Source organism: Bilifractor sp. LCP19S3_H10, assembly GCF_052119185.1.
GTDB lineage: Bacteria > Bacillota > Clostridia > Lachnospirales > Lachnospiraceae > Bilifractor.
The window spans coordinates 21,866-46,120 of the sequence record NZ_JBQKFT010000015.1; the positions used below are offsets into that span (position 1 = coordinate 21,866).

The window sequence follows — 24,255 nt, forward strand, 5'->3', positions numbered from 1 at the left end:
AAAAGCCCTCCCTGTTTACGCCCCTTTATCCAGATACCCTCCGGTCTGGTCTTGGATTTTTCCTGCCCGATCTGTAGTTCTTCCGCCCAGGTCTGTGGTTCTGCTCACCCTGTCTTTGGTTCTCCCGCCCAGGTCTGTGGTTCTGCTCACCCTGTCTTTGGTTCTTCCGCCCAGGTCTGTGATTCTGCTCACTCGGCATGTGATTCTGCCGCCATGAATCTACCCCGCCTCCATTTGAAAATCAAACAGCGAGATCTGATTCGTCTCCGGCAGATCGGATATGATTCCCAGCCGGTCCAGTGTATCCGTAATGCTCTTGCCGACCTTCCCCCGCTGCCGCAGATCATCCTTGGACAAAAACTTTCCGTCCCGCGCCGCCAGTACGATGCTGTCTGCCGCAACAGAACCCAGGCCGTCAATGGCATCCAGCGAAGGCATCAGCTTTCCGTCAATAATCTGAAAACGATGCGGCTGCACCCGGTAGATATCTATCGGCATGAACGCAAAACCGCGGGCGTACATCTCCTCGACGAGACACATGTCTCCATACTGATCCTGCTCCATCTTTGACAGAGAATCCTTGCGGGAATTGAACTCGTCCATGATCTCCTCCAGATGGCGCTGTCCCTGGCACATTTTCTCGTAGGAGAACGCCTTCGCGCGGATTGAGAAATATGCTGCGTAATAAGCAAGCGGCCGGTACACCTTGTACCACCCCACGCGGTAGGCCATCATCACATAGGCCACGGCGTGGCCTTTCGGGAACATGTACTTGATCTTTTCGCACGACCAGATATACCAGTCGGGAACGCCGTGCTGTTTCATGTCGGCCGTCCATTCCGGCCAGTTTTTACACTGTTTCTTCGCCACCTTCCCCTTTCGCACCATCTCCATGATGGAAAAGCTCTCCTCAGAATCCATTCCCTTGTTGATCAGGTAGACCATGATGTCATCGCGGCAGCAGATGGCAGTTCCCAGCGTACATTTTCCTTCCTTGATCAGCGTCTCGGCATTGCCAAGATAGACATCCGTTCCGTGGGACAGACCTGAGATCCTGCATAGATCTGTAAAGTTCTGCGGCTTCGTATCAAAAAGCATCTGCATCGCGAAGCTTGTGCCGAACTCCGGGATCCCGAGTGTGCCCAGCCTGATGCCATGGATCTGCTCCGGCTGAAGTCCCAGCGCGCTGAGATTCTGGAACAGACTCATGACCTTTGGCTCATCGAGAGGGATTTTTGTCGCGTCTTCTCCGGTCAGGTCCTCCAGCATACGGATCATTGTCGGATCATCGTGTCCGAGAATATCCAGCTTCAGAAGGTTTGAATCAATCGAATGATAATCAAAATGTGTGCTGACGATATCCGAATCCGGATCATCAGCGGGATGCTGCACCGGCGTAAAGGTATTGATGTCCCATCCCTGCGGCAGTACAACGATGCCGCCCGGATGCTGCCCGGTGGTTCTTCGTATTCCTACGCAGCCCTGTACGATCCGGTCGATCTCGCAGCTTCGCTTGTGTATGCCTTTTTCCTCATAGTAATTCTTCACAAATCCGAAGGCTGTCTTGTCCGCCAGCGTGCCGATGGTCCCTGCCTTGAACGTCTGACCCGCGCCGAAGATAACCGCGGTGTATGCGTGTGCCTTCGTCTGATACTCTCCCGAAAAGTTAAGGTCGATATCCGGCTCCTTGTTCCCCTTGAAGCCGAGGAAGGTTTCAAAAGGAATGTTAAAGCCCAGCTTGTCCATGACTCTGCCGCAGACCGGACATTTCTTGTCCGGCATATCACATCCGGAATATCCCATTTTGCGGTATTTCACAACATCCGGCGTATCGAATTCCACATGATAGTCGTGATGACAAAGATAATGCGGCGGCAGCGGATTTACCTCTGTGATTCCAGACATGGTCGCCACAAAGGATGACCCGACAGAACCTCTCGATCCTACGAGATATCCGTCCTCATTGCATTTCCACACCAGCTTCTGCGCGATGATGTACATCACGGCATAACCGTTTGATATAATGGAGGTAAGCTCCCGCTCCAGTCTTGCCTGAACGATCTCCGGAAGATCCGGTCCGTAGATCTCATGCGCCCGGCGGTAGCAGATTGTGCGCAGCATCTCGTCAGAGTGCGGAATCACCGGAGGACATTTTTTCGGGTAAATCGGACTCATCCGCTCAATCATGTCGCAGATTCTGTTCGTATTGTCGATGACAACCTCCCTCGCCTTTTCTTCTCCGAGATAAGCGAACTCCTCCATCATTTCTTCCGTAGTGCGAAGGTACAGCGGAGCCTGATTGTCCGCGTCCGCAAATTTCTTTCCTGCCATGATAATCCGCCGGTAAATCTCGTCCTGAGGATCCATGAAATGAACATCGCAGGTAGCGACGACCGGCTTGTGGAACTGTTCTCCCAGCCGGATGATTTTCCTGTTGAGCTCCTGGAGATCCTCCTCACTGCTGACCGCCGGGTTTTTCTCGTCCTCAATGAGAAAACGATTATTTCCGAGCGGCTGTATTTCGAGATAATCATAAAAGTTCACAATCTTCGCAATTTCCGTATCCGGCGCTCCCCTCAACAATGCCTGGTAGAGCTCTCCGGCCACACAGGCGGATCCGATGATCAGCCCCTCGCGGTGCTCCTGCACAAAGCTCTTGGGAAGCTTCGCCTGACGGTTAAAGTATTTCAGATGCGATTCGGATACACAGCGGTACAGATTTACTCTGCCCGCCTCGTTTTTTGCGAGAATGATCGCGTGGCTGGATTTCATCTTGCGGATTGCGTTCTGATTCACGCTTCCTTCCCGGTTCAGCGAATCCAGGTCATCAATCCCCTGTTCGCGAAGCATCGCCACAAATTTCACAAAAATCCAGGCCGTACATTCGGCGTCATCCACGGCACGGTGATGATGTTCCAGAGAAACTCCCACCGCCTTGGCAACCGTATCCAGCTTGAAACGGGACAGGTTCGGCAGAAGGAGCTGTGCCATCGCCACTGTATCCACATAAGTGAATTCCCAGTCAATCTTCTGCCTCCGGCACTCCATCTTGATAAATCCGGTATCGAAATCCGCATTGTGGGCTACCAGAACAGCTCCTTTACAGAATTCACGAAACCTTGGAAGAATCACCTCAATCGGCGGCGCGTCCTGAACCATTTCATCCGTGATGCTGGTCAGCTCCGTGATCCGGAAAGGGATCGGGACTTCCGGGTTTACGAATTCCGAAAAACGGTCGACAACCTCCCCCTTCTCCACCCGTACCGCACCGATTTCAATGATCTTGCATGTCAGGTTGGACAGACCGGTTGTCTCGATATCAAAAACCACGTAGCTGTCCTCAAGACTCTGTCCCCTGCTGTCGGTGGCAATTCCTTTCAAATCGTCCACCAGATACGCTTCCATGCCATAGATGACCTTAAAGGGTGCTCTGACCTTTTTCAGCTCATTCTTGTCCGCATCCGGATGTTCCTCAGCGTATTTTTTCTGATAAGACTCATCAATGGCCTCGAGGGCATGGTTTGCCTCGGGAAAGGCCTGAACCACCCCGTGGTCGGTGATCGCGATCGCCGGCATTCCCCAGTCGTACGCCCGCTGTACCAGCTTTGAGGCGTCTGTAATGCCGTCCATATCGCTCATCTTTGTATGGCAGTGCAGCTCCACGCGCTTCACCGGGCTGCTGTCATAGCGTCCCTTCCGGAAACTGACCGACTTCCGGATCCCGATCACCGTCGATACCGTCAATTCGTGCTCGTAGCTGTCCAGCATGATCCTGCCCTTCAGCTTGATGAATTTCCCCGCCTTCAGTTCTCCGGCAAGTTCCTCCTTCTGCGACTGCATAATAAAGATCTTTGCCTGGATGGTGTCCGTATCATCGGTGACCGCAAAAATCACAAGCGCCTTCTCATTTCTCAGATCACGCATGTCCACCGACAGAATCTGACCTCTGATGACAGCCTCCGAGGTTGTCTCATCGATCGACTCAATCGGAATGCTGTCCTCATCGAAATTTCTTCCGTAGATCAGATTCGGATCATCATCCATCTTCAGACGGTCGCCAAAGCCGAATCCGCCTCGTCCGGATCTCCGTGAAAAACGTCCTTTTCCGCCGGTGCCCTGTCTGATGCCGAAACCGCCTCGCCCGGACGATGCCGCAGTTCCCCCGTCCGCCGGCTTTCCCGAAACAGCTGCAACATCCCTCTTCCCGGTCTCCGCACTCCCGTCTCCGTCCCCGGCAGTCTCCGCTATACCGTTCCTCTCCCGGCCTGCCCTGGAGTTCTCGAAAATATGCTTTGCCTGTGCCCGCATCTGCTGCGCGCTTCGCTTCAGATCCTCCGATTCCTTCACCGGATAGAATTCCGTCGCGATCTCTATCGGCAGCCCGCAGCGGTACGTGAAAATATGGTCCAGAATACGGGTGAGCTCCGCGCAGCGCTCATGTCCGATCACAGAATCCTCCAGCCCGATCCGCATGAGATTTTCCTCAGGGAAACTGATTTTCGCCGTCCGGAACAGGTATGCCAGAAAGATATCCTTTTTCTTCAGCTCGTACAGAATGCTCGTACGGTACACCTCCAGCATCTTCTCCGGATTGTACTGTCTGGAAAGGCGGAATTTCTCTGTGACCTTCACCGCAAAAGAAGCATCCGAAAAAAGCTGGCGATGGATTTCCCTCTCCAGCTGATCGATATATTTTTTGTGAATCCACTGCGGGCTCTCCAGATAAATGTGCAGAACACCGCGCTTCCGGTTATATGCAGCCTTTCTCACCACCGCGAACTGCAGATATTCCTCAAGCTCCCCCTCGAGCTCCAGATTTGGAAAAGCCTCTGCCAGCTTTCTGCTCTCCGGCGCCTCCGCAGCTGCCGCACTTCCTGTTGAATCCTGCCGGATATCTGTTTCCTTCCGGATTCCCTTCTCGCCATGGATTTCAGTTTCCCTTTGCATTTCCTTTTCTTCCAGGATTCCAGTTTCCCCTTGCATTCCGTTTTCTCCTAGAATTTGCGTTTCACTCATCTGAGATCTGACTCTCCAATCACAATCCGGGATCCTCCCAATGTTCCAGTTCATTTCTGAGGGCATCCAGGAGCTGATCCTCCGGAACCTTTCGGATGATTTCGCCCCTGCGGATCAACAGTCCCTCGCCCTTTCCTCCGGCGATTCCCAGATCCGCCTCTCTCGCTTCCCCGGGTCCGTTTACAACGCATCCCATCACCGCCACCTTCAGATTCAGCGGATAGTTCTCTGTCATCTTTTCCACTTCATTTGCCAGATGGATCAGATCGATCTGCGTTCGTCCGCAGGTCGGACAGGATACCACCTCAATGCCTCCCTTCCGAAGTCCGAGCGTCCGAAGGATAAACTTTGCGGTCCGGATCTCCTCAAGAGGATCTCCCGTCAGCGATACACGGATGGTATCACCGATTCCCTGATACAGAATGATGCCAAGTCCGATCGCCGATTTCAGATTGCCGGAATAAAGTGTCCCGGCCTCGGTGATGCCCACATGAAGCGGGTGATCGGTCCTTTTCGATATCAACTCATGTGCCTTCGCGCACATCATGACATTCGACGACTTAATGCTGATGACGAGGTTATCATACCCCATGTCCTCAATGATAGCCGTCTGCTTCAACGCGCTTTCCACAAGCGCCTCAGCAGTTACACCGCCGTACTTCTCCAGCAGATTCTTCTCCAGAGAGCCGCTGTTAACTCCGACACGGATCGGAATTTTCCTCTCCTTCGCGCAGTCTACCACCGCGCGCACCCTGTCGGAGCTTCCGATATTCCCGGGATTGATACGTACCTTGTCCGCTCCGTGCTCCATCGCCGCAATCGCCAGCCGGTAATCAAAATGAATATCCGCAACAAGCGGTATCGCAATCTGTTTCTTTATCTCTGTGATAGCCTTTGCTGCTTCCATCGTCGGAACCGTACAGCGGATAATATCACATCCCGCCTTTGTCAGCGCCCGGATCTGTGCAACCGTCGCTTCCACATCCTCCGTCCTCGTATTTGTCATGGACTGAATCAGGATCGGATTTCCACCGCCGATCACTCTGTCTCCGATGCGTACTGTCTTCGTCTTCATCATAAAATCCTTTCGTTTGCTGCAGCATCTGCCTCTGCCTTCTGCCCTCTACATTTCAGGAAACGCGGTGTGATACTTCCTGCGGTATTTTCGAAAAACAAACTCGATATCAAAACAGGTCTGCTCCTCGCTTTCCTCTGCCAGTTCCCATTCCGGCATATAATCCAGATTTGGAAAATAACAGTCCGCCTGGTAGATAAAACCAACCCGCGTCGCCAGAACCTCATCACAATACGGAAGCATCAGCTCATAGACCGAAGTGCCTCCGATGATAAAGATTTCATCCGTATTATACTTCTTCAGCTCCTCTAAGAGCTCTCTTTTGCTCCGGACTACAACAGCACCTGCCGGATGAAAATTCGAATCTCTGGACAAAACAATGTTCACCCTTCCCTCCAGAGGCCGACCACCCGGAAGTCCGTCGAAGGTTCTTCTTCCCATCACCACGACATGACCGATCGTCGTATCCCGAAAAAACTTCATATCAGAAGGGATGTTCACCAGAAGATGTCCCTGATTACCGATTCCCCATTTCTGATCTGCACAAACAATCGCTTTCACTATCCAAACACCTCATCATTATACAATCTCTTAAAAAAGCACACAGGATCGCCGTGCCTGACTGCGATTCGCTCTTTTCATAAACGAGATAAAACACGCTGCGCGAGTTTTATCTCGCTATCGCGACGCTCGCCGCACACGAATACTTCGCATTCGGCTGCGGCTCACTGTTCGCGTAAATAAAAAAAGACCTGTTTCTCACAGATCTTCTGCCGGCCGCAACGGTCAGATAACAAGGCTGCCATCCTGAAGATCCCCGCTGCTCCTGCAGGCATTTCCATTCAGCTTCTATTCTATAAATCGTTCCAAAGGTTGTCAACCGGAAGGCATACCTGCCATACATTTTTCAAATGGCAAACCGGACTTGCGCGCAAAGATACTATCATCAGGTTTGTCGCGGCATTGGCCCCACCGCTTCACACCTTGTGTGAGCGGGTGAGGCTTTCTGCTCCGGTCGGATCAGGACCAGCTGGCTGAATTCTTATCCGAACAGATCTCAAACATCGTCTTGCCGGGATTCAGCATGATCTTATTGCCATTGCTGTCAAAATATTCAGTATTGTCATTCTGATCGGCTTTCTCCCATGTAATCGGAATCGCTTTTCCGTCTGTGAAGAATACGCCGGTCCCGGAAGTAAACAGATTCATATCGAGATGCACATTATCGTCCAGATGCCACTCACTGACATACTGTACGATGATGTTCTTGAACTTCAGCTGCTCACCCGTCTCCTGATCTATGTGCTCCGAGCCGTACTCATACCGGTAGTACTGCCGGTCCTCTGTATTGAACACAAAATAAGGATCATCGTACTTGAACGGAATGTGAACGGTATTCGCCACCTCTCCGCTGATGTCCGTATCCGTGGTATTAAATGCAAGATTCGGCGCATAGCCCTCGGGGTAAGCCCTGTTATAGCCAAGGCTGTCTGCGTCACTTGTAAGAGAAGATCCTGCGACATAAACATTGTGGGGCGCCTTGCGATCCTCCGAGCGGTAAAACCCGCCCGCAGTCATTCCATTGATGTCCTCCATGTTCTGAGAAGTGATCAGATCCTGTGCCTGCTGACTCCAGCCGTAATGAGAATAGACTGCCTCGTTATCCATCGCAAAATATACAAAATACGGGCGCGCACTTCTCACAGGTCCGATCTTCCCGATATTGGAAGGATCCTGGAACACCGCCATCAGACGTGTGATATTTCCCTCTACTTCAATTTCATACAAGAGGTCCGCCTGATTGATGCCGGATTGCGGAACCGCAGGCTGCAGATTATTGATCATGATCGCTATCGGTCTTCTGGACCCTGCAGCAGTATCTATCGGTTCTCCGGTCAGGTAACTGTACATCTGCCCTTCCGGAAGTGTACTCTCCGACTTCGGAGCTTCCGTCGGAGTCTCCTCAGGCGTCGAAGTCGGTGTCGCAGAAGGCGTAACCGTCGGAGTGCCGGTCGGTGATGGCGTAGCGGTGACCAGTGCTACCGAGTCATCAACAGTTTCCGCCCTCCCGCACCCTGCGGCAAGCCCCGCGCCAATCGTCAGACATAACAAAGCCATAATATATTTCTTTCTCAATCGTTCAAATCCCCCAATTCCTGTCTTTGTAAGGATATCCTCCATCTCTGCAAAGATATCCTGATGCCAGTGTTGATGCTGTTATCTCTGCACCGATACCTTTGCACGGACAGCCTCTGTACCAATGCTTCCTGCAGGCAGCTGCGTGCCGCGCACAGCCAATAGCCAACAGCCAACAGCCAACAGCCAACAGCCAACAGCCAACAGCCAACAGCCAACAGCCAACAGCCAACAGCCAACAGCCAACAGCCAACAATCACATTATAGTTCATCACGCATGATATGGCAAGTTGTTCAAAGGATTGCCGTGTCATTTATATTTTATTATGCGTTTTTACTATTTTCGTCGACTGTTTCGTACAAAAACAGATATTTACTCACCTCCAGTACTCCAACCCGGATACTTTTTTATGCTTCATCTTTATCAAGCTGAGAGGTGCAGTGCGGACATCTTGTAGCCTCAAGCGGAATCTCAGACTTGCAATACGGGCAGATCTTCGTGACCGGTTTTTCCTCTTCCTTCTGCTTTCCGACAAGTTTGTCGGCGCCCTCATGCATTTTGTTGATCGTTTTAATTACCAAGAACAGCACCAACGCGATGAGCAGGAAATTGATGACGGCAGCAATAAATGTGCCAAGTCCAAGCACCGGTGCATCCTTTCCGGCGCCCATCGTAATATTCCACTGATCAAAGCTGATGCCGCCTGTTATCACAGAGATCAACGGCATAATGATATTGTTCACCAGTGCATTTACAATGGCGGTAAAAGCACTGCCAATGATAATGCCGACCGCCATATCCATGACATTGCCGCGCGAAATAAACGCCTTAAATTCCTTCATAAATCCCTTCATTGATTCTTCCTCCTCTGGGCTGTACCAGTTTAAAGTATCTGTTTCTACCGGTGTTCTGCACGTACCGGCTTAATCTGATTATAATCAATTCTCCTGTGCCGCACAACGCAAAAATAAACTCCTGTGGCAAGGCCTCCGGGCCTTGCACACAGGAGTTTACGATTTCGATTATCTATCAGAGCTGCGGACCAGCGGAAACCAGAGCCTTACCTGCTTCGTTACCCTCATATTTTGCAAAGTTCTTGATGAATCTCGCCGCAAGATCCTTTGCCTTCTCATCCCAATCAGATGCAGAAGCATAGGTATCGCGAGGATCAAGAATGCTGCTGTCAACACCCGGAAGCTCTGTCGGTACCTCAAAATCAAAGTACGGGATCTTCTTTGTCGGTGCCTTCAGAACATCCCCGTTCAGGATGGCATCGATGATACCACGGGTATCCTTGATGGAGATACGTTTTCCGGTTCCGTTCCATCCGGTATTAACAAGATAAGCCTTTGCTCCGCTCTGCTCCATTCTCTTGACCAGTTCCTCTGCATATTTGGTCGGATGCAGTTCAAGGAATGCCTGTCCGAAGCACGCAGAGAAGGTCGGTGTCGGCTCAGTGATTCCACGCTCGGTTCCTGCAAGCTTTGCAGTGAATCCGGACAGGAAATAATATTTTGTCTGCTCCGGTGTCAGAATAGATACCGGCGGAAGAACTCCGAATGCATCGGCAGAAAGGAAGATGACATTCTGTGCTGCCGGGCCGTGAGAGATCGGCTTTACAATCTTCTCAATGTGATCGATCGGATAGGACACACGGGTGTTCTCTGTGACACTCTTGTCCGTGAAATCAATCTTTCCGTTCTTGTCTACCGTTACGTTCTCAAGAAGAGCATCTCTTCTGATTGCGTTATAGATATCCGGCTCAGAATCCTTGTCCAGGTTGATAACCTTTGCGTAGCATCCGCCCTCATAGTTGAATACTCCGTTGTCGTCCCAGCCGTGCTCATCATCACCGATCAGCAGACGCTTCGGATCAGTGGAAAGTGTGGTCTTGCCGGTTCCGGACAGGCCGAAGAATACAGCTGTGTTCTTGCCGTTCAGGTCTGTATTCGCGGAGCAATGCATGGATGCGATGCCCCTCAGCGGCATGAAGTAGTTCATCATAGAGAACATACCCTTCTTCATCTCTCCGCCGTACCAGGTATTGATAATAACCTGCTCCTTGGAGGTTACGTTGAAGACAACGGCTGTCTCGGAGTTCAGGCCAAGCTCTTTGTAATTCTCAACTTTTGCCTTGGATGCGTTGTAGACAACGAAATCCGGCTCAAAGTTTGCCTCTTCCTCAGCATTCGGCTTGATGAACATATTTCTTACGAAATGTGCCTGCCATGCAACTTCCATGATGAAACGAACAGCCATTCTGGTGTCCTTGTTCGCGCCGCAGAAACCATCAACGACATAGAGCTTCTTGTTGGAGAGCTCCTTCTTCGCGATTTCCTTAACCGCCTTCCATGCCTCAGGAGAAGCCGGATGGTTGTCATTCTTGTACTCGTCGGATGTCCACCATACTGTGTCCTTCGAGTTCTCATCCATAACGATGAATTTATCTTTAGGAGAACGTCCGGTGTAAATACCGGTCATAACATTAACCGCGCCGAGCTCAGTAACCTGACCCTTGTCATATCCGGTGAGTTCCGGCTTTGTCTCCTCCTCAAACAGCTTCTCATAGGATGGATTGTATACGATTTCTGTTGTTCCGGTAATGCCGTACTTTGTTAAATCTACGTTAGCCATTGAATTGCTTCCTCCTTTTACAGAAATACTCATGAATCACCTGGTATCTGGAAGTCATTCCCGGGTTTCCCGCATCTTCCGCATCTTCAGCAGAGCGGAACGATAAACAGCTCCTCCGATATCTGTGTGATCAAATATAACTGCGTAATCTTCTACGGAAATCATTTTACATGATTCCAACCTTAATGTCACCAACATTCGTCAAAACTGTGGATTTCGACAAAAATTTGTCAATTGTATCCTGAAAAATACATTTTTTCACAATGAATGCCTGCCGATTGCTAAAATGCAAGCAACACAGCAATTCTGAAGCTGACGGCTTCATCCATGTAACTGCCGCCTTTGAGAATACCTCTTTTCCTTCATAATCAGGAAGGAATCGGGCTGCCGGATTGTTCCTGTCCTCTCAGGATAATCTTCGGTCCTCCGGTATGCTCTACATATTCCTTTGTCACCACAACCTCACTGATGTTGTCATCCTTTGGGATCTCATACATGATATCCAGCATAAAATCCTCAATAATTGCCCGAAGCGCACGGGCACCGGTATCTTTATCAAGGGCCTTTTTCGCAATGGAATGCAGCGCACCGTCGTCAAAGACAAGCTTCACCCCGTCAAGCGCAAGAAGCTTCTCATATTGCTTCAGTATCGCGTTTCTGGGCTCACGAAGAATCTTAACGAGCATATCCTCGGTGAGGCTCTCGAGAGAGAAAATAATCGGAAGTCTTCCAAGGAACTCCGGGATCATTCCGAAGGCCCGGAGATCTTCATTCGTTACCTTCTGCAGAATATCAGGGTCCTCTTCATACCGGTCCTTCAGATCTGCCTGGAATCCCATGGACGATGTGCGGTTCAGGCGCTCCCGTATCACATCCTCGAGGTCCGGAAAGGCGCCGCCGCAGATAAAGAGAATGTTCTTCGTGTTCACCGTCTCAAGAGGAACCATGGCGTTCTTGCTTGTGGCCCCTACCGGAACCTCTACCTCACTTCCCTCAAGAAGCTTCAGAAGGCCCTGCTGAACTGCCTCGCCGCTCACATCTCTCTGACTGGTATTTTTCTTTTTGGCAATTTTGTCGATCTCATCGATGAAAATGATGCCGTGCTCCGCGCGGTCCACATCATTGTCTGCCGCCGCAAGAAGCTTCGACACAACGCTTTCGATATCATCTCCGATATATCCGGCCTCTGTCAGACTCGTGGCATCCGTAATGGCCAAGGGCACATCCAGCAGTTTTGCCAGCGTCTGAACCAGATAAGTCTTTCCGGACCCGGTCGGACCGATCATCAGCATATTTGATTTCTCGATCTCTGTCCCGTCCTTCATCTGCTCCGGAGTCTGAAGAATTCTCTTGTAGTGGTTATACACTGCAACAGACATCACCTTCTTTGCATGCTCCTGACCGATGACATATTCGTCCAGTTTTGCCTTAATGATATGTGGTCTCGGCACATCCTGCATTGTGAGCTTCTTTCTTGGTGTCTTCTGTTTTTCCTTCTTTTTATGGTCGCGGGCAGGCATGCCGAAACCAAGTCCGGACAAATCGATCATGCCGATGTTCGGCGGAAGCTTGCTCAGCATCTCATTCATTCCGGGATTCTGTATTGCCTCGAATCCCTTCTGCATGCAGTCCGTACAGATGTACATCCCGCCGGGCAGTTCGATCTGCTTCCCCGTGCTGCTTTCCGGACGATGACACATCATGCAGTAATGCCCGCTGTGACGCTTTTCTTCATCGTCCGTATCCTCTTCCCGCGTCTTCCATGTTCCGGCAGAAACGGATGAATTTTTTACGTCCCCATTTACCTCGTCCGGAGTTATTTCGTTCTGGCCCTTATCAGCCGCATCCCCTTCGTCCGCATTCTTCTCCCCGGAATCCGGCACTTCCCGAAAATCTCCGTCAATAATATCCTTATCGTCAATCATAATTATCCTCTCAGTATCCGAAAAATTGTCCAAAGATATCTCCGCTGTTGTCGTTTCCGCCCGGCTCTGTTCCCGGCATACCCGAAGAATTGTTATCCTGTCCCTGGTCCTGCGAATCCGGATTCTGAATGCTGCTGATCGCATCACTTGTCCCCAGAGTTACCTTCACCGTCTGTTCCTTATAGGAGCTCCCGCTCGCCCGCTGTATCACAACCGGAACTTCCTCACCCGAAGAATAATACTTCAGCCGGTTTTCCAATTTGGAATATGAAGTAACACTCTTGCCGTCAAATTTTGTGATCACATCTCCCTTCCGGATTCCCGCCTGATCCGCAGGTCCTCCGGATACCACAGACGTAACACAGACGCCCTCCGGCATGTTATAGATCTGTGAGTACTCGCTGGTGACATCTGCGCATGTGATTCCCAGATAGCCTCTCTCATCGTCATCCAGCCGTGTTCTGGTGTTCTCATTCATGAGATCCTCCAGAATCGGTTCCGCCTTTGCCATGGGGATTGCAAAACCCACATTATCTACAGAAGCCTGTGAGCCATTACCACTTCGCTTCGCCTCATTGATGCCGACCAGCTCTCCTTTCATATTCAGGAGCGCCCCTCCTGAATTTCCGGAGTTGATGGCAGCATCTGTCTGAATCAGACCGTCTGAATTGAATGTATTTGTGCCATCAGACAGCTGAAGCGACCGGTTAAGCGCACTGACATACCCGCTTGTCACCGACTGGCCGTATCCGAGCGCATTTCCGATAGCCACCACCTGCTGACCCAGAACAAGTTTATCAGAATCCCCGACGGTTGCCACACGGATCTGACCCATTGTATCATCCGAGATATCCGAGAGTTTTACCGCAACCACTGCAAGATCATGATCCTCGTCGAATCCCTTGATCTGTGCGGAAATAACCGACTCATCCACAAATCCCACGGATACCTGCGTCGCGCCTTCTATCACATGATTATTTGTAGCGATCAGAAGCTCCGAATCATTTTCTCCGATAATAACGCCCGTTCCGGCTCCCTGGACCTGATATTTCTGTGTGCCTCCGAAAAAGCTCTGCATTTCTTCTACGGACATGGTAGAAATCGTCACCAGCGACGGCATAGCGGCCGATGCGACCTCTGCGACCGACATCTCCTGATCCTTGCCTGTAGACGCAATATCCGGCGTAAGCGCTGTCCCGGAAGAAGCCGTGACATTTTCCGTCTCATCCGAAGCATCCTTGCCGGAATGGTTCGGGGTATCTGTGTTTTCTCCTGCCGATGCCGATGAATAGACCGGGTGGATCAGGTTTCCGACATAATTAACGCCGTAGGCAACCAGCCCCGCGATCAGGCCGAACACCACTGCCATGGCTGCAACCGTTGCCCAATGTCTGCCGCTGCGTCGCGGTCGTTTCACCCGGTGATCCTGGTCAAGATTTTTCCGTCCTTTCCGGTCCCTTCGACTGCTGCCAGCCGAATAATCAGAATAGTCATTTCTGCCTCGGCCGGACCAGGGATCTCCCCTGCCCTCCTCCTGATGAGCGTCGGCATCTTCTTCCGTTCTGTGCTGTTCTCCCTGTCCTTCTCCGTTTCCGGTATGGTCACTGTATCTCCAGTAATTTCCGTCACTTCCGCCGGACCAGGGATTATTTCCTTTCTGTTCCGATCCACCCTGCCGGAGTTTGGGGTTCACCCAGCTGTAGGTCGTCTTCGCTTCCGCATCCCGATTTCCGCTCTTTTCCTTTTGAGACGAATCTGGTGTTCCGGTGTTCTCTTCCGATGACGAAACGGAATTTCTATCGTTGTGTATATCACTCATATGCAAGCTCCTCCGTTCTCAACGCCAGTATAGCGTGAAAACCCATTAATATACGTATTTTACCTGTTATTTGTGTAGAATATGTGAAAACAGTAAGCAAAACTGCGGTAATCCTCTGTGCTGCGAACACATACCAGATGGCCCTACTGATGTAGGAAATATGTGTGAGGCAATCATCTGCGTGTCGCATCAGCATAGCTTATTTACATGGTCTGTCCTCCACTTTATGCCATATCGGCACAGATGAAGCCCCATGCACTTTGTCATGACATGCATGGCATAAGCTCCGCCTTATGCCATATCGGCACAGATGAGACTCGCCGCATGTGCAGAGAATGCCCCGGCAGCCGTTTCCATATGGCTTTCCGGGGCATTCTTGTCACCTTCTGCTATGCATTTCTCATATCCATGCGCATCTGGATAATAGTATCAGGGTAACAGTATCTGTATAATCGATACGATTGCCTTCCATTAAATGCTTACAATCGATACGGTCACCTTCCATTATCCGCTTATATCCGCTTCTCATGCCCACATCCAGCAGCATACCGTGCCATCGGCAGGCACCTTTACCTCTCCCGGAGAGGGACAGCCTCCGTTTCCTCCGAAAATACCTTTGCAACCGCATCCAGGGCCTCTTTCTCATCGCAGCCTCTGCAGCAAAGTACAACCTCATCTCCATCCTGCAGACCTGCCGCAAGCAGACTGAGTACACTTCTGGCATTTGCTGTGGAAAGACCCCCGTTGTATTCTAGAAGGATCTCGGATTGAAAACGGAGCGCCGTCTCGCTGATCCTGCCGGCGGGTCTCAGATGCAGCCCGTTTTTCCCTTTTATTACCATTGTTCTGCTGACCATTTCTGTTTCCTGCTGCATATATCTGCCTGGCACTTGCCGGAATGCTTTTCTCATGTGCTCATAACGGCTGCCTACGAACTGGTTCCGCCTTTATCACTCCCGGAAGAGGAGCTTGCTGTCGCCTTTTCCTTCAGATGTACCGGTATCGAAACCTCATCATCCAGCGATACTCCCGACGGAAGCACAAATGATATATTTACGGTATAATCGCCTGTATCCTTGCCCTTGAGATCGATGGAAGCCTTGATGTCTGACGTCTTCAGATCATCGATCACAGATCCCGCTCCGTTCAGCCGCACCTGTATGCTGGTCTGGTCATACGAGATCGTCAGATCCGGATCCAGGTTATTTGTAGCTATATCATCCACATCCAGCGTGAATTCCTTGGTTTCGTCCGAAAGAATCGTAACGGTTACCGTGACCGTACCTGCCGTGCTCGATGCCAGCCGCAGACCGTCCGGAAGCACGTCACTGAGTTCAACTTCCGCCGTAACATCCGAGGAGGCATCTGACACAGATACATACCCCTCCGGAATCGTGATAATATTCCCGTTTGCCGCAAGCTGGCTCAGTGCGTCGTCTGTTCCAACCACGGTAATTGTCTCCGGTGTCGTGCTCACAGCCGTTACGTTATATCCCTCGGCCGGTTCTCCGGAGTACTCAACCTTCATCCCGACACCGGATTGCTTCTTCCACAAATCTACATATACCGAAACATCCGGCACACCGCCATCGAACGTCAGATCATCCTGAACTGTCTCCTGGGACAGCGCTTCGCCGTTCTTGTCCATGATCTCGAGCTCTGCCTTTCGGTTTCCATCCTGCGTCATGCCTGTGACGTCGATCTTGGCGACCACGCTGTCAATCTCATTGATGATGGATTCCGGTCCGTTGATCACTATTTTCTCCGGATTCGGAGTCGCGATTCCCACCTCGTAGCTGGATCCCGGAACCGAACTTCCTGTGTCCACACTCACAGCGAATTCCTTGCTCGCGACATCTTCAATCGTAATCGGTATTGCCGTTCTGGACAGTGTCACATTTGAAGCCGAAATACCGGGAACCGTGACCGATAATGGAACCATGACAGGATCGCGGTCAAGATCAACAATCTGCGTCAGATCGGCCGTAACGGTGATATTGTCCGCGGAGATTTTCTTCAGCTCCGACCGGTTTCCCTTCACATATACGGTAACTGTCTTGTACTGATCCTCGATCATGTAGATCTGTTTTCCGTTTGAGATGTACGATTCATTCGCCACCGTAATGTGAACACTGTAAGACTCTGTCTCCACAGGATCATTGATGTCCACTACCGAGTACCAGATGACAATCGCTATCAGTAATGCCAGCAACTTGTATCCGATATTGGAACGCAGACTAGCTAGGATTCTTCGTATCACGGTTTCTGCGTCCCCCTTTCAGTATGCGGATTTTATCATTGTACAGCACCTGGACATCCTGCAGAACCTCGCGCAGCTGGCTCGGAGAAATCGCCGTGTGAAGCCGTCCATTCATGGCGTAGGATACGCTCCCGGTCTCCTCCGACACAATGATCGTCAGAGAATCTGTGATCTCGCTGATACCGACACCGGCACGGTGTCTGGTACCGAGTTTTTTGCTCAGCTCCATATTGTCAGAGAGCGGCAGATAACAGGTAGCTGCCGCAATCCGGTCATTCTGAATAATAACCGCGCCGTCATGAAGCGGGGTGTTATGTTCGAAAATATTAATCAGCAGCTGACCCGACACAATAGCGTCCAGACGAATACCGGTGCTGATATACTCATCCAGCAGCGTCTCCTTCTCGATAACGATCAGGGCGCCTGTCTTCACATCACCCATTTCAAAACAGGCCCTGACCAGCTCGTTTATCGTGTGGTTACTGAATCGCTTATTGTCCTCACCGGTTTTGCTGATGGAAAAAAAGGAGCGCAGTACGTTGCTGTGTCCCATCTGCTCCAGTACTTTTCGGAGCTCTGGCTGAAAGATGATGACAATTGCCGTAAAAGCGACGACGCTCAGATTGCCGAGAAGCCAGACGATCACTTCCATATGCAGAATGTTCGCGACAATGACAAACGCTCCGATAAACAGAATTCCCTTCAGCAGAGTGTACGCGCGGGTGTTCCTCATCCAGATGATCAGCCGGTAGATCAGAAAAGCCAGAAGCAGAATCTGGATAATATCAATGACCTGAATTGTCTTTGGCGGCTTCAGCCATGAAAGGATGTAATACTGAAACCTGCTCAGAAAAGCATTCATATGATTCTCCTTCTTCTCTGACTTAAGCCGGATGACGCCCGGAGCAATCCTCAGCCTGTACAGCCTGTGGCAGAAAGCAGCCTGCAGCTATGTACGACAATATGGCACATCCGTTTACCTTCTGATGATCCTGGTCTGTCCCATATCCTCTTCCCGGGCGTTTGCTTCATCTCCGGTTTTTGCTTCATCTCCGCTCTCAGGAGAAACCGGATCCAGTCGGATTGTCTCTCCCCCAATGTCCGAATTCCTGTCCTTATGAACATCTGCACGAGTCTGACGGTCCTCACTGTCTACGGTAAGGTTTATGGTTGTCATCTTCTCATCTTTGTCTGTGTTCCGGGCAGTACCAGGTGCAGAACCGTCAAGGCCATTTTTCCGGCCGTTCTGGTTTGTATTCAGAGATTTCAGGGATTCTTCGAGTCTGGACTGAAGATTGATCCCCTCAAATTTCTTCTCATAGATATTGTTCTCCCGGGTGACAAAACGCTTCTCATCCGCGTCTGCCTCCACCTCTTCCGTTTCGTCCTCTTCCTCTTCGAGATTATATCTCGGTCTGCGCTTTGGAGTCACCTTTACATAATAATAGTTGTTGTCGTCCTCAAACTGAAGGAACTCCGTGTGGGAATAGTCCGCATTATAGCAGAAAAATTCAAAGACAAATGCGACGGCAGCTGAGATCGCGGTTTCGATCACGGTCATCACAAGATTTATCTTCACATTCAGAATACTGGCACCGGCAATCATCAGCCCGAGATATATAATCGCGCTGACGATGATGCTGATCTCCCAGGCATGGCTGCTGACCAGCTCCCGGATGCAGGTAACAATCAAAAATACCACCACGAATGTCACAAGCATGAGAATCGTCTTCGAATTCATCATCGCGCCGGGTATTGCCTGAACAATGTCAATCATACTGGCACCTTTTGTATTCGCGACCGCTTCGACGGTATCCGGAAGACCGTTTACAAAGGACCAGGAGAGCACGCTGAAGATCAGCGTGATTGCCGACACCGGACCTCGCATAAGCCCCAGCACAACAGGAACCGTCATCGGCATGTGCAGAGCTCCCGCCACCGGCGTAAGAATAATCGCCAGCGCATCCTTCGGAACAAAGCGGAAGTACAGAAGCAGCATCAGCAGATAAAGCACAACAGCGAATGCGCCGACTCCGACATTCAATCCAAAGCTGTTCGCTACAATCAGCACGGTACCGATAAAGACGATCCCGTTAACCGGAAGGATCGCGCAGATAACAGACAGAATGATTATCACGAGCAGATTGTTCAACTGACTCACATATCCGATCTTGTCATTCAGTGTAATAAACGTGATCACCGCCAGCGCAAACCGGAAAAGCGGACGTATATATACGTCATAATCCGTATAAAAACGGATCAGTCTCTCTCTTAACTCAAGCAATTCGTTCATTCTTCCTCTTCCTCCTGCTTTTCCCGTTCGCAGCTTTCCTCGTGATATCCCCGCCGGTACATGCGTCCCAGCCTTGCGAGAGCGCGCTCATATTCTTCCATGTCGCTCTGCATCCGAACATAGCGGATCCGCGCCAGTATATAAGCGATGACAGAATAGATACCTACGAAAATAACATAGCTCACAATCAGCACCGCAATAACAGGCCGGATATCCCCGGCATTCAGCCGGGATAAGAAGGTATCCATATTTGCCAGCATCAGTACGCCGAGCAGCAGAATATACGCAATAGTGCTCAGCAGCAGATTCCGGATCAGTGCAAAAGCCGTATAATCTCTCTGATAATACCGGCTGATCCGGAAAGACCCGTCCGCGTGTTTCTTCTCAAATCTCGCCAGACCGATCATCAGGTACAGTCTTTTCTTGTCAATCATTTTCCTGTCCTCTATATACTGTATAAGCTCTTCGAAAACGCAGACAGGATCGTCACACGCGAAGCGCGTGTAAGAGACTGTATGCGATTTCGAATACCTGTAGGATTGCGAGAGTGCGAAGCACGGAGCAATCCGCAGCCTATACAATTTGTGGGCCCCGCTTTCGGGGCATAACGGTATAAAAAAACATCAGTTTATTTTATCATACTTCCGGAGCCATTGAAAGTGTGTGTTCTGACGCCTGCTTTCCCCTACAACCCGTCTGAATCAGTCATACACTTTGACCCGGCGCTATGGATACGCAGGCAAACCATATCCTGCATGCCCCGGCTTCCGCTGCCGTCTCCGCAAGCGCATCCAGCGTTGCCCCTGTGGTATAGATGTCGTCAACCAGAAGCACCCTCTCCGGCAGGCTTACACCGTCTCTCGCAGCAAATGCGCCTGAAAGGTTTTTTCTTCTCATCGAAGGAGTAAGCCCTTTCTGCGGCCGGGTGTTTTTTCTCCGGTATATTTCATTCGTCGCACAGGGAATTCCGAGTTTCTCCGAAAGATGCCGGCCAACCTCTTCCGCCTGATTGTATCCCCGTTTCCGGTACCTGTCCGGATGGATCGGAACAGGAAGAATCAGCTCCGGCTTCCATTCTTTCAGATGTATGCCGCCGTGTTTCCAGATCGCGGTCGCATAAAACCCGGCATATTCTGCCCGGTTTCCGTACTTAAAACGGGTGATCGAATCCTGCACCATCCCCCGATACGTAAAGGGTGCAAAGCCTTGAATAAAGCGATGCTCTCTTCTCCGGCAATTATCACAGTATTCCGCGGTATCAGACTCCAGCGGTCTTCCGCACTTCATGCAGACCGGTCCTGTGATAAAGTTCAGAATGCCCGCGCATTTCCGGCACAGATAAGGCTCTCCGGCAGACAACAGACAATCGCAAAACGGACAGCGGCGCGGATAAAGCAATCCGGCAATTTTTTCCGCACGCAGCATTCCGTCCCGCCATATATCATTCTTTCTCTGCGGGAATCCATCTTCCTTTCTCCTGTCCGGGCTTTTCCGCAAGGCTCTCCCTCCTGTCCGCGTCTCTTTCCGCGCCTAACACCTCTGTCAATGGGAACCGCTAACGCAATGCGCCATGCTTCCGGCCTGTCTCGGTCTCTTTCCGCCGCATATTATCTCTGTGCTACGCAAACCCGCCGGCAAGGCGCATCCACAGCGTTCGAAGCAGCTGGGCATGCTCTCTTCCGCAGGTCTCTGTCGCCGGAAATCCGCTTCAAATCTCCTGCCGTTTCAGCTCGATGATCCGTTCCGCCAATGACGTGTAGCGGTTTTCCTCGGTTGCATTTTCAATCATCGCCTGGAACACCTGTCGGCTTCCTGTCAGAACCACACATTTCCTGGCCCTTGTCACAGCAGTATAGAGGAGGTTCCGTGTCTGCAGCATATGCGGAACTCCGAGAAGAGGAATGACTACGGCAGGGTATTCGCTTCCCTGTGCTTTGTGAACCGTCGTAGCGTATGCCAGCTCCAGTTCATCCAGCTGGCGGAAGGTATAATCCACAGTCTTTCCCTCTTCATATTCAACAGTAAGCAGCTCGTTCGGCACATCAATTCTCCGGATGATGCCCATATCACCGTTGAACACCCCGAGACCCCGCTGCGCGACGATTCCGTATTTTCCCCTCAGCTGCCATTCCAGCTGATAATCGTTTCGGATCTGCATGACCTTGTCTCCCTCCCGAAAAATTTCGCGGGAGGTTTCTCTCTCCTGCTTGGCAGGAGATGGCGGGTTCAGATAAGTCTGCAGAATCCGGTTGAGACTCTCGACGCCAAGCGCTCCCTTTCGTGTCGGTGTCAGGACTTGTATCTCCGAAGAATCCGCCTTTACATACTTCGGGAGCTTTTCCTGCACCAGAGCGAGCACAACTCTCTGTACCACTCGCACATCCTCCCGTTCAAGGAAAAAGAAATCCCTGCTCCGATTATCCGTGCGAACGGGAAGCCCGGCATGGATCCGGTGTGCATTGACCACGATATCACTTTCCTGCGCCTGCCGGAAAATCCTGGTAAGCATAACAACCGGAAAGCATCCGGACCGTATGATGTCCCTGAGCACACTGCCCGGTCCGACGCTCGGAAGCTGGTTCTGGTCACCCACCAGAATCAGCCGTGTTCCCGGGACAATCGCTGAAAGAAGTGAATGCATCAGAAAAATATCAACCATCGACATCTCATCAATGATGATCACGTCCTGCTCCAGCGGATTTTCAGCGTTCCGTTCAAAGCGTACATTCATCGATTCTTCATCAGCCGCACCTGAAATCTCAAGCAGCCGGTGTATCGTAGACGCCTCATAACCGGTCGCCTCCGTCATCCGCTTCGCCGCGCGTCCGGTCGGCGCTGCCAGCGCGATACTCAGATGCTCCGATTCAAAATACCGGATCATCGTATTGATCGTTGTTGTTTTTCCGGTTCCAGGCCCTCCCGTCAATACAAAAATACCGTTCGTGGCCGCTGCCGCAACTGCCTTGCGCTGAAGATCGTCAAGAACAATCCGGTCGGACTTCTCGATCCTTCGGATCCTCTCATTCACCGCCTCTTCGTCCTCACTGATATGAAGATTCAGATCCTGAAGCATTCTTGCGCAGTTCAACTCGGTCAGGTACGATCTCTCCGCGTAGATTCTCGCGTGAGAATCTCCGTTCTCATCCTCAAAGACCAGCGCCTTTATTTTTTTGTCGAGAGCAAGGTCCATCAGATACCGGTCGATGTCACCGGGATCTGTTCCCAGAAGTTCTCCGGCTCTCTGCACCAGGATCTCCTTCGGAAGGTAAATATGGCCCTGTGCGCCAGCCTGATTGAGTGCGTACAGGATTCCGCTCCGGATCCGGTATTCTGAATCCGGCCGGATTCCAGCCCTGGAAGCAATCTCATCGGCGATCCGAAATCCGACCCCGTCAATATCATCTGCCATCTGATAAGGGTTCTCACGCATCACCGTATACAGCCTGTCCTGGTAACGGTTATAAATCCGGATGGCGAGAGAAAGGGAAATCCCGTACTGGGAGAGAAAAATCATAGCGTTCTGCATCTGTGATTTTGCCTCAACCTGCTCTCCGATCTCCCGGGCTTTCCGTTCACTGATCCCCTTTACCTCGGCCAGCCGCTCCGGCTCCTCCTCCAGGATCCGCAGGGTGTCATCGCCAAACCGCTTCAGAATGCGTGAGGCCAGCGCTGCTCCTACGCCCTTGATGGCTCCGCTCCCCAGATACCTCTCCAAGGCTACACTGTCTCTCGGAATTGTAACATGGACATTCTCTGCCCGGAATTGCTTTCCGTAGCTTGGATGAACACTATACTCTCCCTCCGCCTCGATATACTCTCCCTCGTTGACCGAGGAGAAGCTGCCGACACAGGTCACATCCTCGTCCAGCGTGGACAAATTCAGAACGGTATAACCATTATCCTCATTTCGATAGATGATATGCTCCACATATCCTTCTATTTTTTCCGACATGCTCATCTCCAAATGTCCGGCCTTACCGGAACGCAGCCGGCTTCCTCAGCGGAAACTCTTCTGCTTTTCAAAATCCGACATTGCACGAATATACAACCCGGTACCGACAGCGACTGCCTGCTGCGGATTGTCCGCCAGAAGGGTCCGGATTCCGGTTGCCTTCTCGATTTCTCCTTCCAGTCCGTCCAGCATCGCGCCTCCTCCGGTCAGAACAATTCCCCGTTTTGCTATATCTGCCGCAAGATCCGGGGGTGTTTTCTCCATCACTACGCGGATTGTCTCTATAATCCGGCGCACCGCCGGAGAGACGGCTTCTCTTACCTGATCCGAGGTAATGCTGACTGTCCGCGGAAATCCCGCATCCACATCGCGTCCCGTCACAGAGACCTGTCTCAGGCTCCGGTCCGGATCTGCGGATCCGATCTGAATCTTGATATCCTCTGCGGTCTGGCTTCCGATGATCAATCCGTAGATATCATGAATATACTGACAGATTGCCTCGTCAAATGCTTCTCCTGCCGTCCGGATGGACTGAGAAATTACAATCCCTCCAAGAGACAAGACAGCGATTTCGCTGATACCGCCTCCGATATTCACAATCATGCTGCCGCTCGCGCGCATGATATCCACACCGGCGCCCATCGCGGCGACGATCGGTTCCCGGACAATCACAGCGTCCCTTGCGCCCGCGCGGTACGAAGCTTCCTCCACCGCTCTTCTCTCGATATCCGAAACGCCGCTCGGCACACAGATACAGATCCTCGGCTTCAGAATATTCCAGTTTCCCATGGATTTTCGGATGAAATACCGCAGCATTCGTTCGGTAACGACAAAATCCGAGATCACGCCATCCTTCAGCGGACGTATCCCGACAATATTGCCCGGCATTCGTCCGATACACTGCGCCGCTTCGGTCCCGAATGCCAGAATCTTGTTCGCGTCTCTGTCATAGGCCACAACGGATGGCTCCTGACAGAAGATTCCCTTCCCCTTGACATATACAATAATTGACGCCGTTCCAAGATCAATTCCAATGTCAGTAACCGGCATATAATAATATTCCTTTCTATCTTATCGGATAAGCTCTTCGAAAACGCAGACAGGCCGCCTGTCGCGAAGCGTGTGTAAGAGACTGTATGCGGTT

Annotated in this window: 17 protein-coding genes; all 17 read right to left on the reverse strand. The window is 51.2% G+C overall.

Annotated features, from left to right (window positions below; all coding sequences use genetic code 11):
- Positions 1–15: 15 nt before the first annotated feature.
- Positions 16–192, reverse strand: a complete 177-nt coding sequence (locus ACTQZS_RS11450) for a hypothetical protein (RefSeq protein ID WP_441475920.1) — start codon at positions 190–192, stop codon at positions 16–18.
- 27 nt (positions 193–219) lie between these two features.
- Entirely contained in the window at positions 220–4,983 is a 4,764-nt protein-coding gene (locus ACTQZS_RS11455; protein ID WP_441475921.1) for a PolC-type DNA polymerase III, read from the reverse strand.
- A gap of 52 nt (positions 4,984–5,035) precedes the next feature.
- Entirely contained in the window at positions 5,036–6,091 is a 1,056-nt protein-coding gene (gene ispG / locus ACTQZS_RS11460) for a flavodoxin-dependent (E)-4-hydroxy-3-methylbut-2-enyl-diphosphate synthase (protein WP_441475959.1), read from the reverse strand.
- 48 nt (positions 6,092–6,139) lie between these two features.
- Complete coding sequence (locus tag ACTQZS_RS11465; protein ID WP_441475922.1) at positions 6,140–6,652, reverse strand: dihydrofolate reductase; 513 nt, start codon at positions 6,650–6,652, stop codon at positions 6,140–6,142.
- 459 nt (positions 6,653–7,111) lie between these two features.
- The gene (locus ACTQZS_RS11470) at positions 7,112–8,227 is read right to left on the reverse strand and encodes a DUF3048 domain-containing protein (RefSeq protein WP_441475923.1); all 1,116 of its coding nucleotides are present in this window, start codon (positions 8,225–8,227) and stop codon (positions 7,112–7,114) included.
- 408 nt (positions 8,228–8,635) lie between these two features.
- Positions 8,636–9,082 carry a large conductance mechanosensitive channel protein MscL gene (gene mscL, locus ACTQZS_RS11475; protein ID WP_441475924.1) on the reverse strand — a complete coding sequence of 149 codons (447 nt, stop codon included), beginning with the start codon at positions 9,080–9,082 and terminating at the stop codon, positions 8,636–8,638.
- A gap of 175 nt (positions 9,083–9,257) precedes the next feature.
- Positions 9,258–10,862, reverse strand: a complete 1,605-nt coding sequence (gene pckA, locus ACTQZS_RS11480) for a phosphoenolpyruvate carboxykinase (ATP) (RefSeq protein ID WP_441475925.1) — start codon at positions 10,860–10,862, stop codon at positions 9,258–9,260.
- A 368-nt stretch (positions 10,863–11,230) separates the two neighbouring features.
- Positions 11,231–12,787 carry an ATP-dependent Clp protease ATP-binding subunit ClpX gene (clpX, locus tag ACTQZS_RS11485; RefSeq protein ID WP_441475926.1) on the reverse strand — a complete coding sequence of 519 codons (1,557 nt, stop codon included), beginning with the start codon at positions 12,785–12,787 and terminating at the stop codon, positions 11,231–11,233.
- Between the two features lie 10 nt (positions 12,788–12,797).
- The gene (locus tag ACTQZS_RS11490) at positions 12,798–14,606 is read right to left on the reverse strand and encodes a trypsin-like peptidase domain-containing protein (RefSeq protein WP_441475927.1); all 1,809 of its coding nucleotides are present in this window, start codon (positions 14,604–14,606) and stop codon (positions 12,798–12,800) included.
- 569 nt (positions 14,607–15,175) lie between these two features.
- The gene (locus ACTQZS_RS11495) at positions 15,176–15,463 is read right to left on the reverse strand and encodes an HPr family phosphocarrier protein (RefSeq protein ID WP_441475928.1); all 288 of its coding nucleotides are present in this window, start codon (positions 15,461–15,463) and stop codon (positions 15,176–15,178) included.
- Between the two features lie 71 nt (positions 15,464–15,534).
- Positions 15,535–16,866: a CdaR family protein gene (locus ACTQZS_RS11500; RefSeq protein ID WP_441475929.1), complete on the reverse strand. Its 1,332-nt coding sequence runs from the start codon at positions 16,864–16,866 to the stop codon at positions 15,535–15,537.
- A complete protein-coding gene (gene cdaA / locus ACTQZS_RS11505; RefSeq protein ID WP_441099801.1) occupies positions 16,844–17,728 on the reverse strand; it encodes a diadenylate cyclase CdaA in 885 nt (294 codons plus the stop codon). The genes ACTQZS_RS11500 and cdaA overlap by 23 nt, the downstream gene beginning before the upstream one ends.
- A gap of 114 nt (positions 17,729–17,842) precedes the next feature.
- Positions 17,843–19,159, reverse strand: coding sequence for a hypothetical protein (locus tag ACTQZS_RS11510; protein ID WP_441475930.1), 1,317 nt, complete (start codon positions 19,157–19,159; stop codon positions 17,843–17,845).
- On the reverse strand, positions 19,156–19,593 hold the full coding sequence (locus tag ACTQZS_RS11515) for a hypothetical protein (RefSeq protein ID WP_441475931.1): 438 nt from the start codon (positions 19,591–19,593) through the stop codon (positions 19,156–19,158). The genes ACTQZS_RS11510 and ACTQZS_RS11515 overlap by 4 nt, the downstream gene beginning before the upstream one ends.
- A gap of 271 nt (positions 19,594–19,864) precedes the next feature.
- Complete coding sequence (locus ACTQZS_RS11520; RefSeq protein ID WP_441475932.1) at positions 19,865–20,656, reverse strand: ComF family protein; 792 nt, start codon at positions 20,654–20,656, stop codon at positions 19,865–19,867.
- A gap of 211 nt (positions 20,657–20,867) precedes the next feature.
- Positions 20,868–23,111, reverse strand: coding sequence for an SF1B family DNA helicase RecD2 (gene recD2 / locus ACTQZS_RS11525; RefSeq protein ID WP_441475933.1), 2,244 nt, complete (start codon positions 23,109–23,111; stop codon positions 20,868–20,870).
- 45 nt (positions 23,112–23,156) lie between these two features.
- Positions 23,157–24,161, reverse strand: coding sequence for a rod shape-determining protein (locus tag ACTQZS_RS11530; protein WP_441099808.1), 1,005 nt, complete (start codon positions 24,159–24,161; stop codon positions 23,157–23,159).
- Positions 24,162–24,255 lie beyond the last annotated feature (94 nt).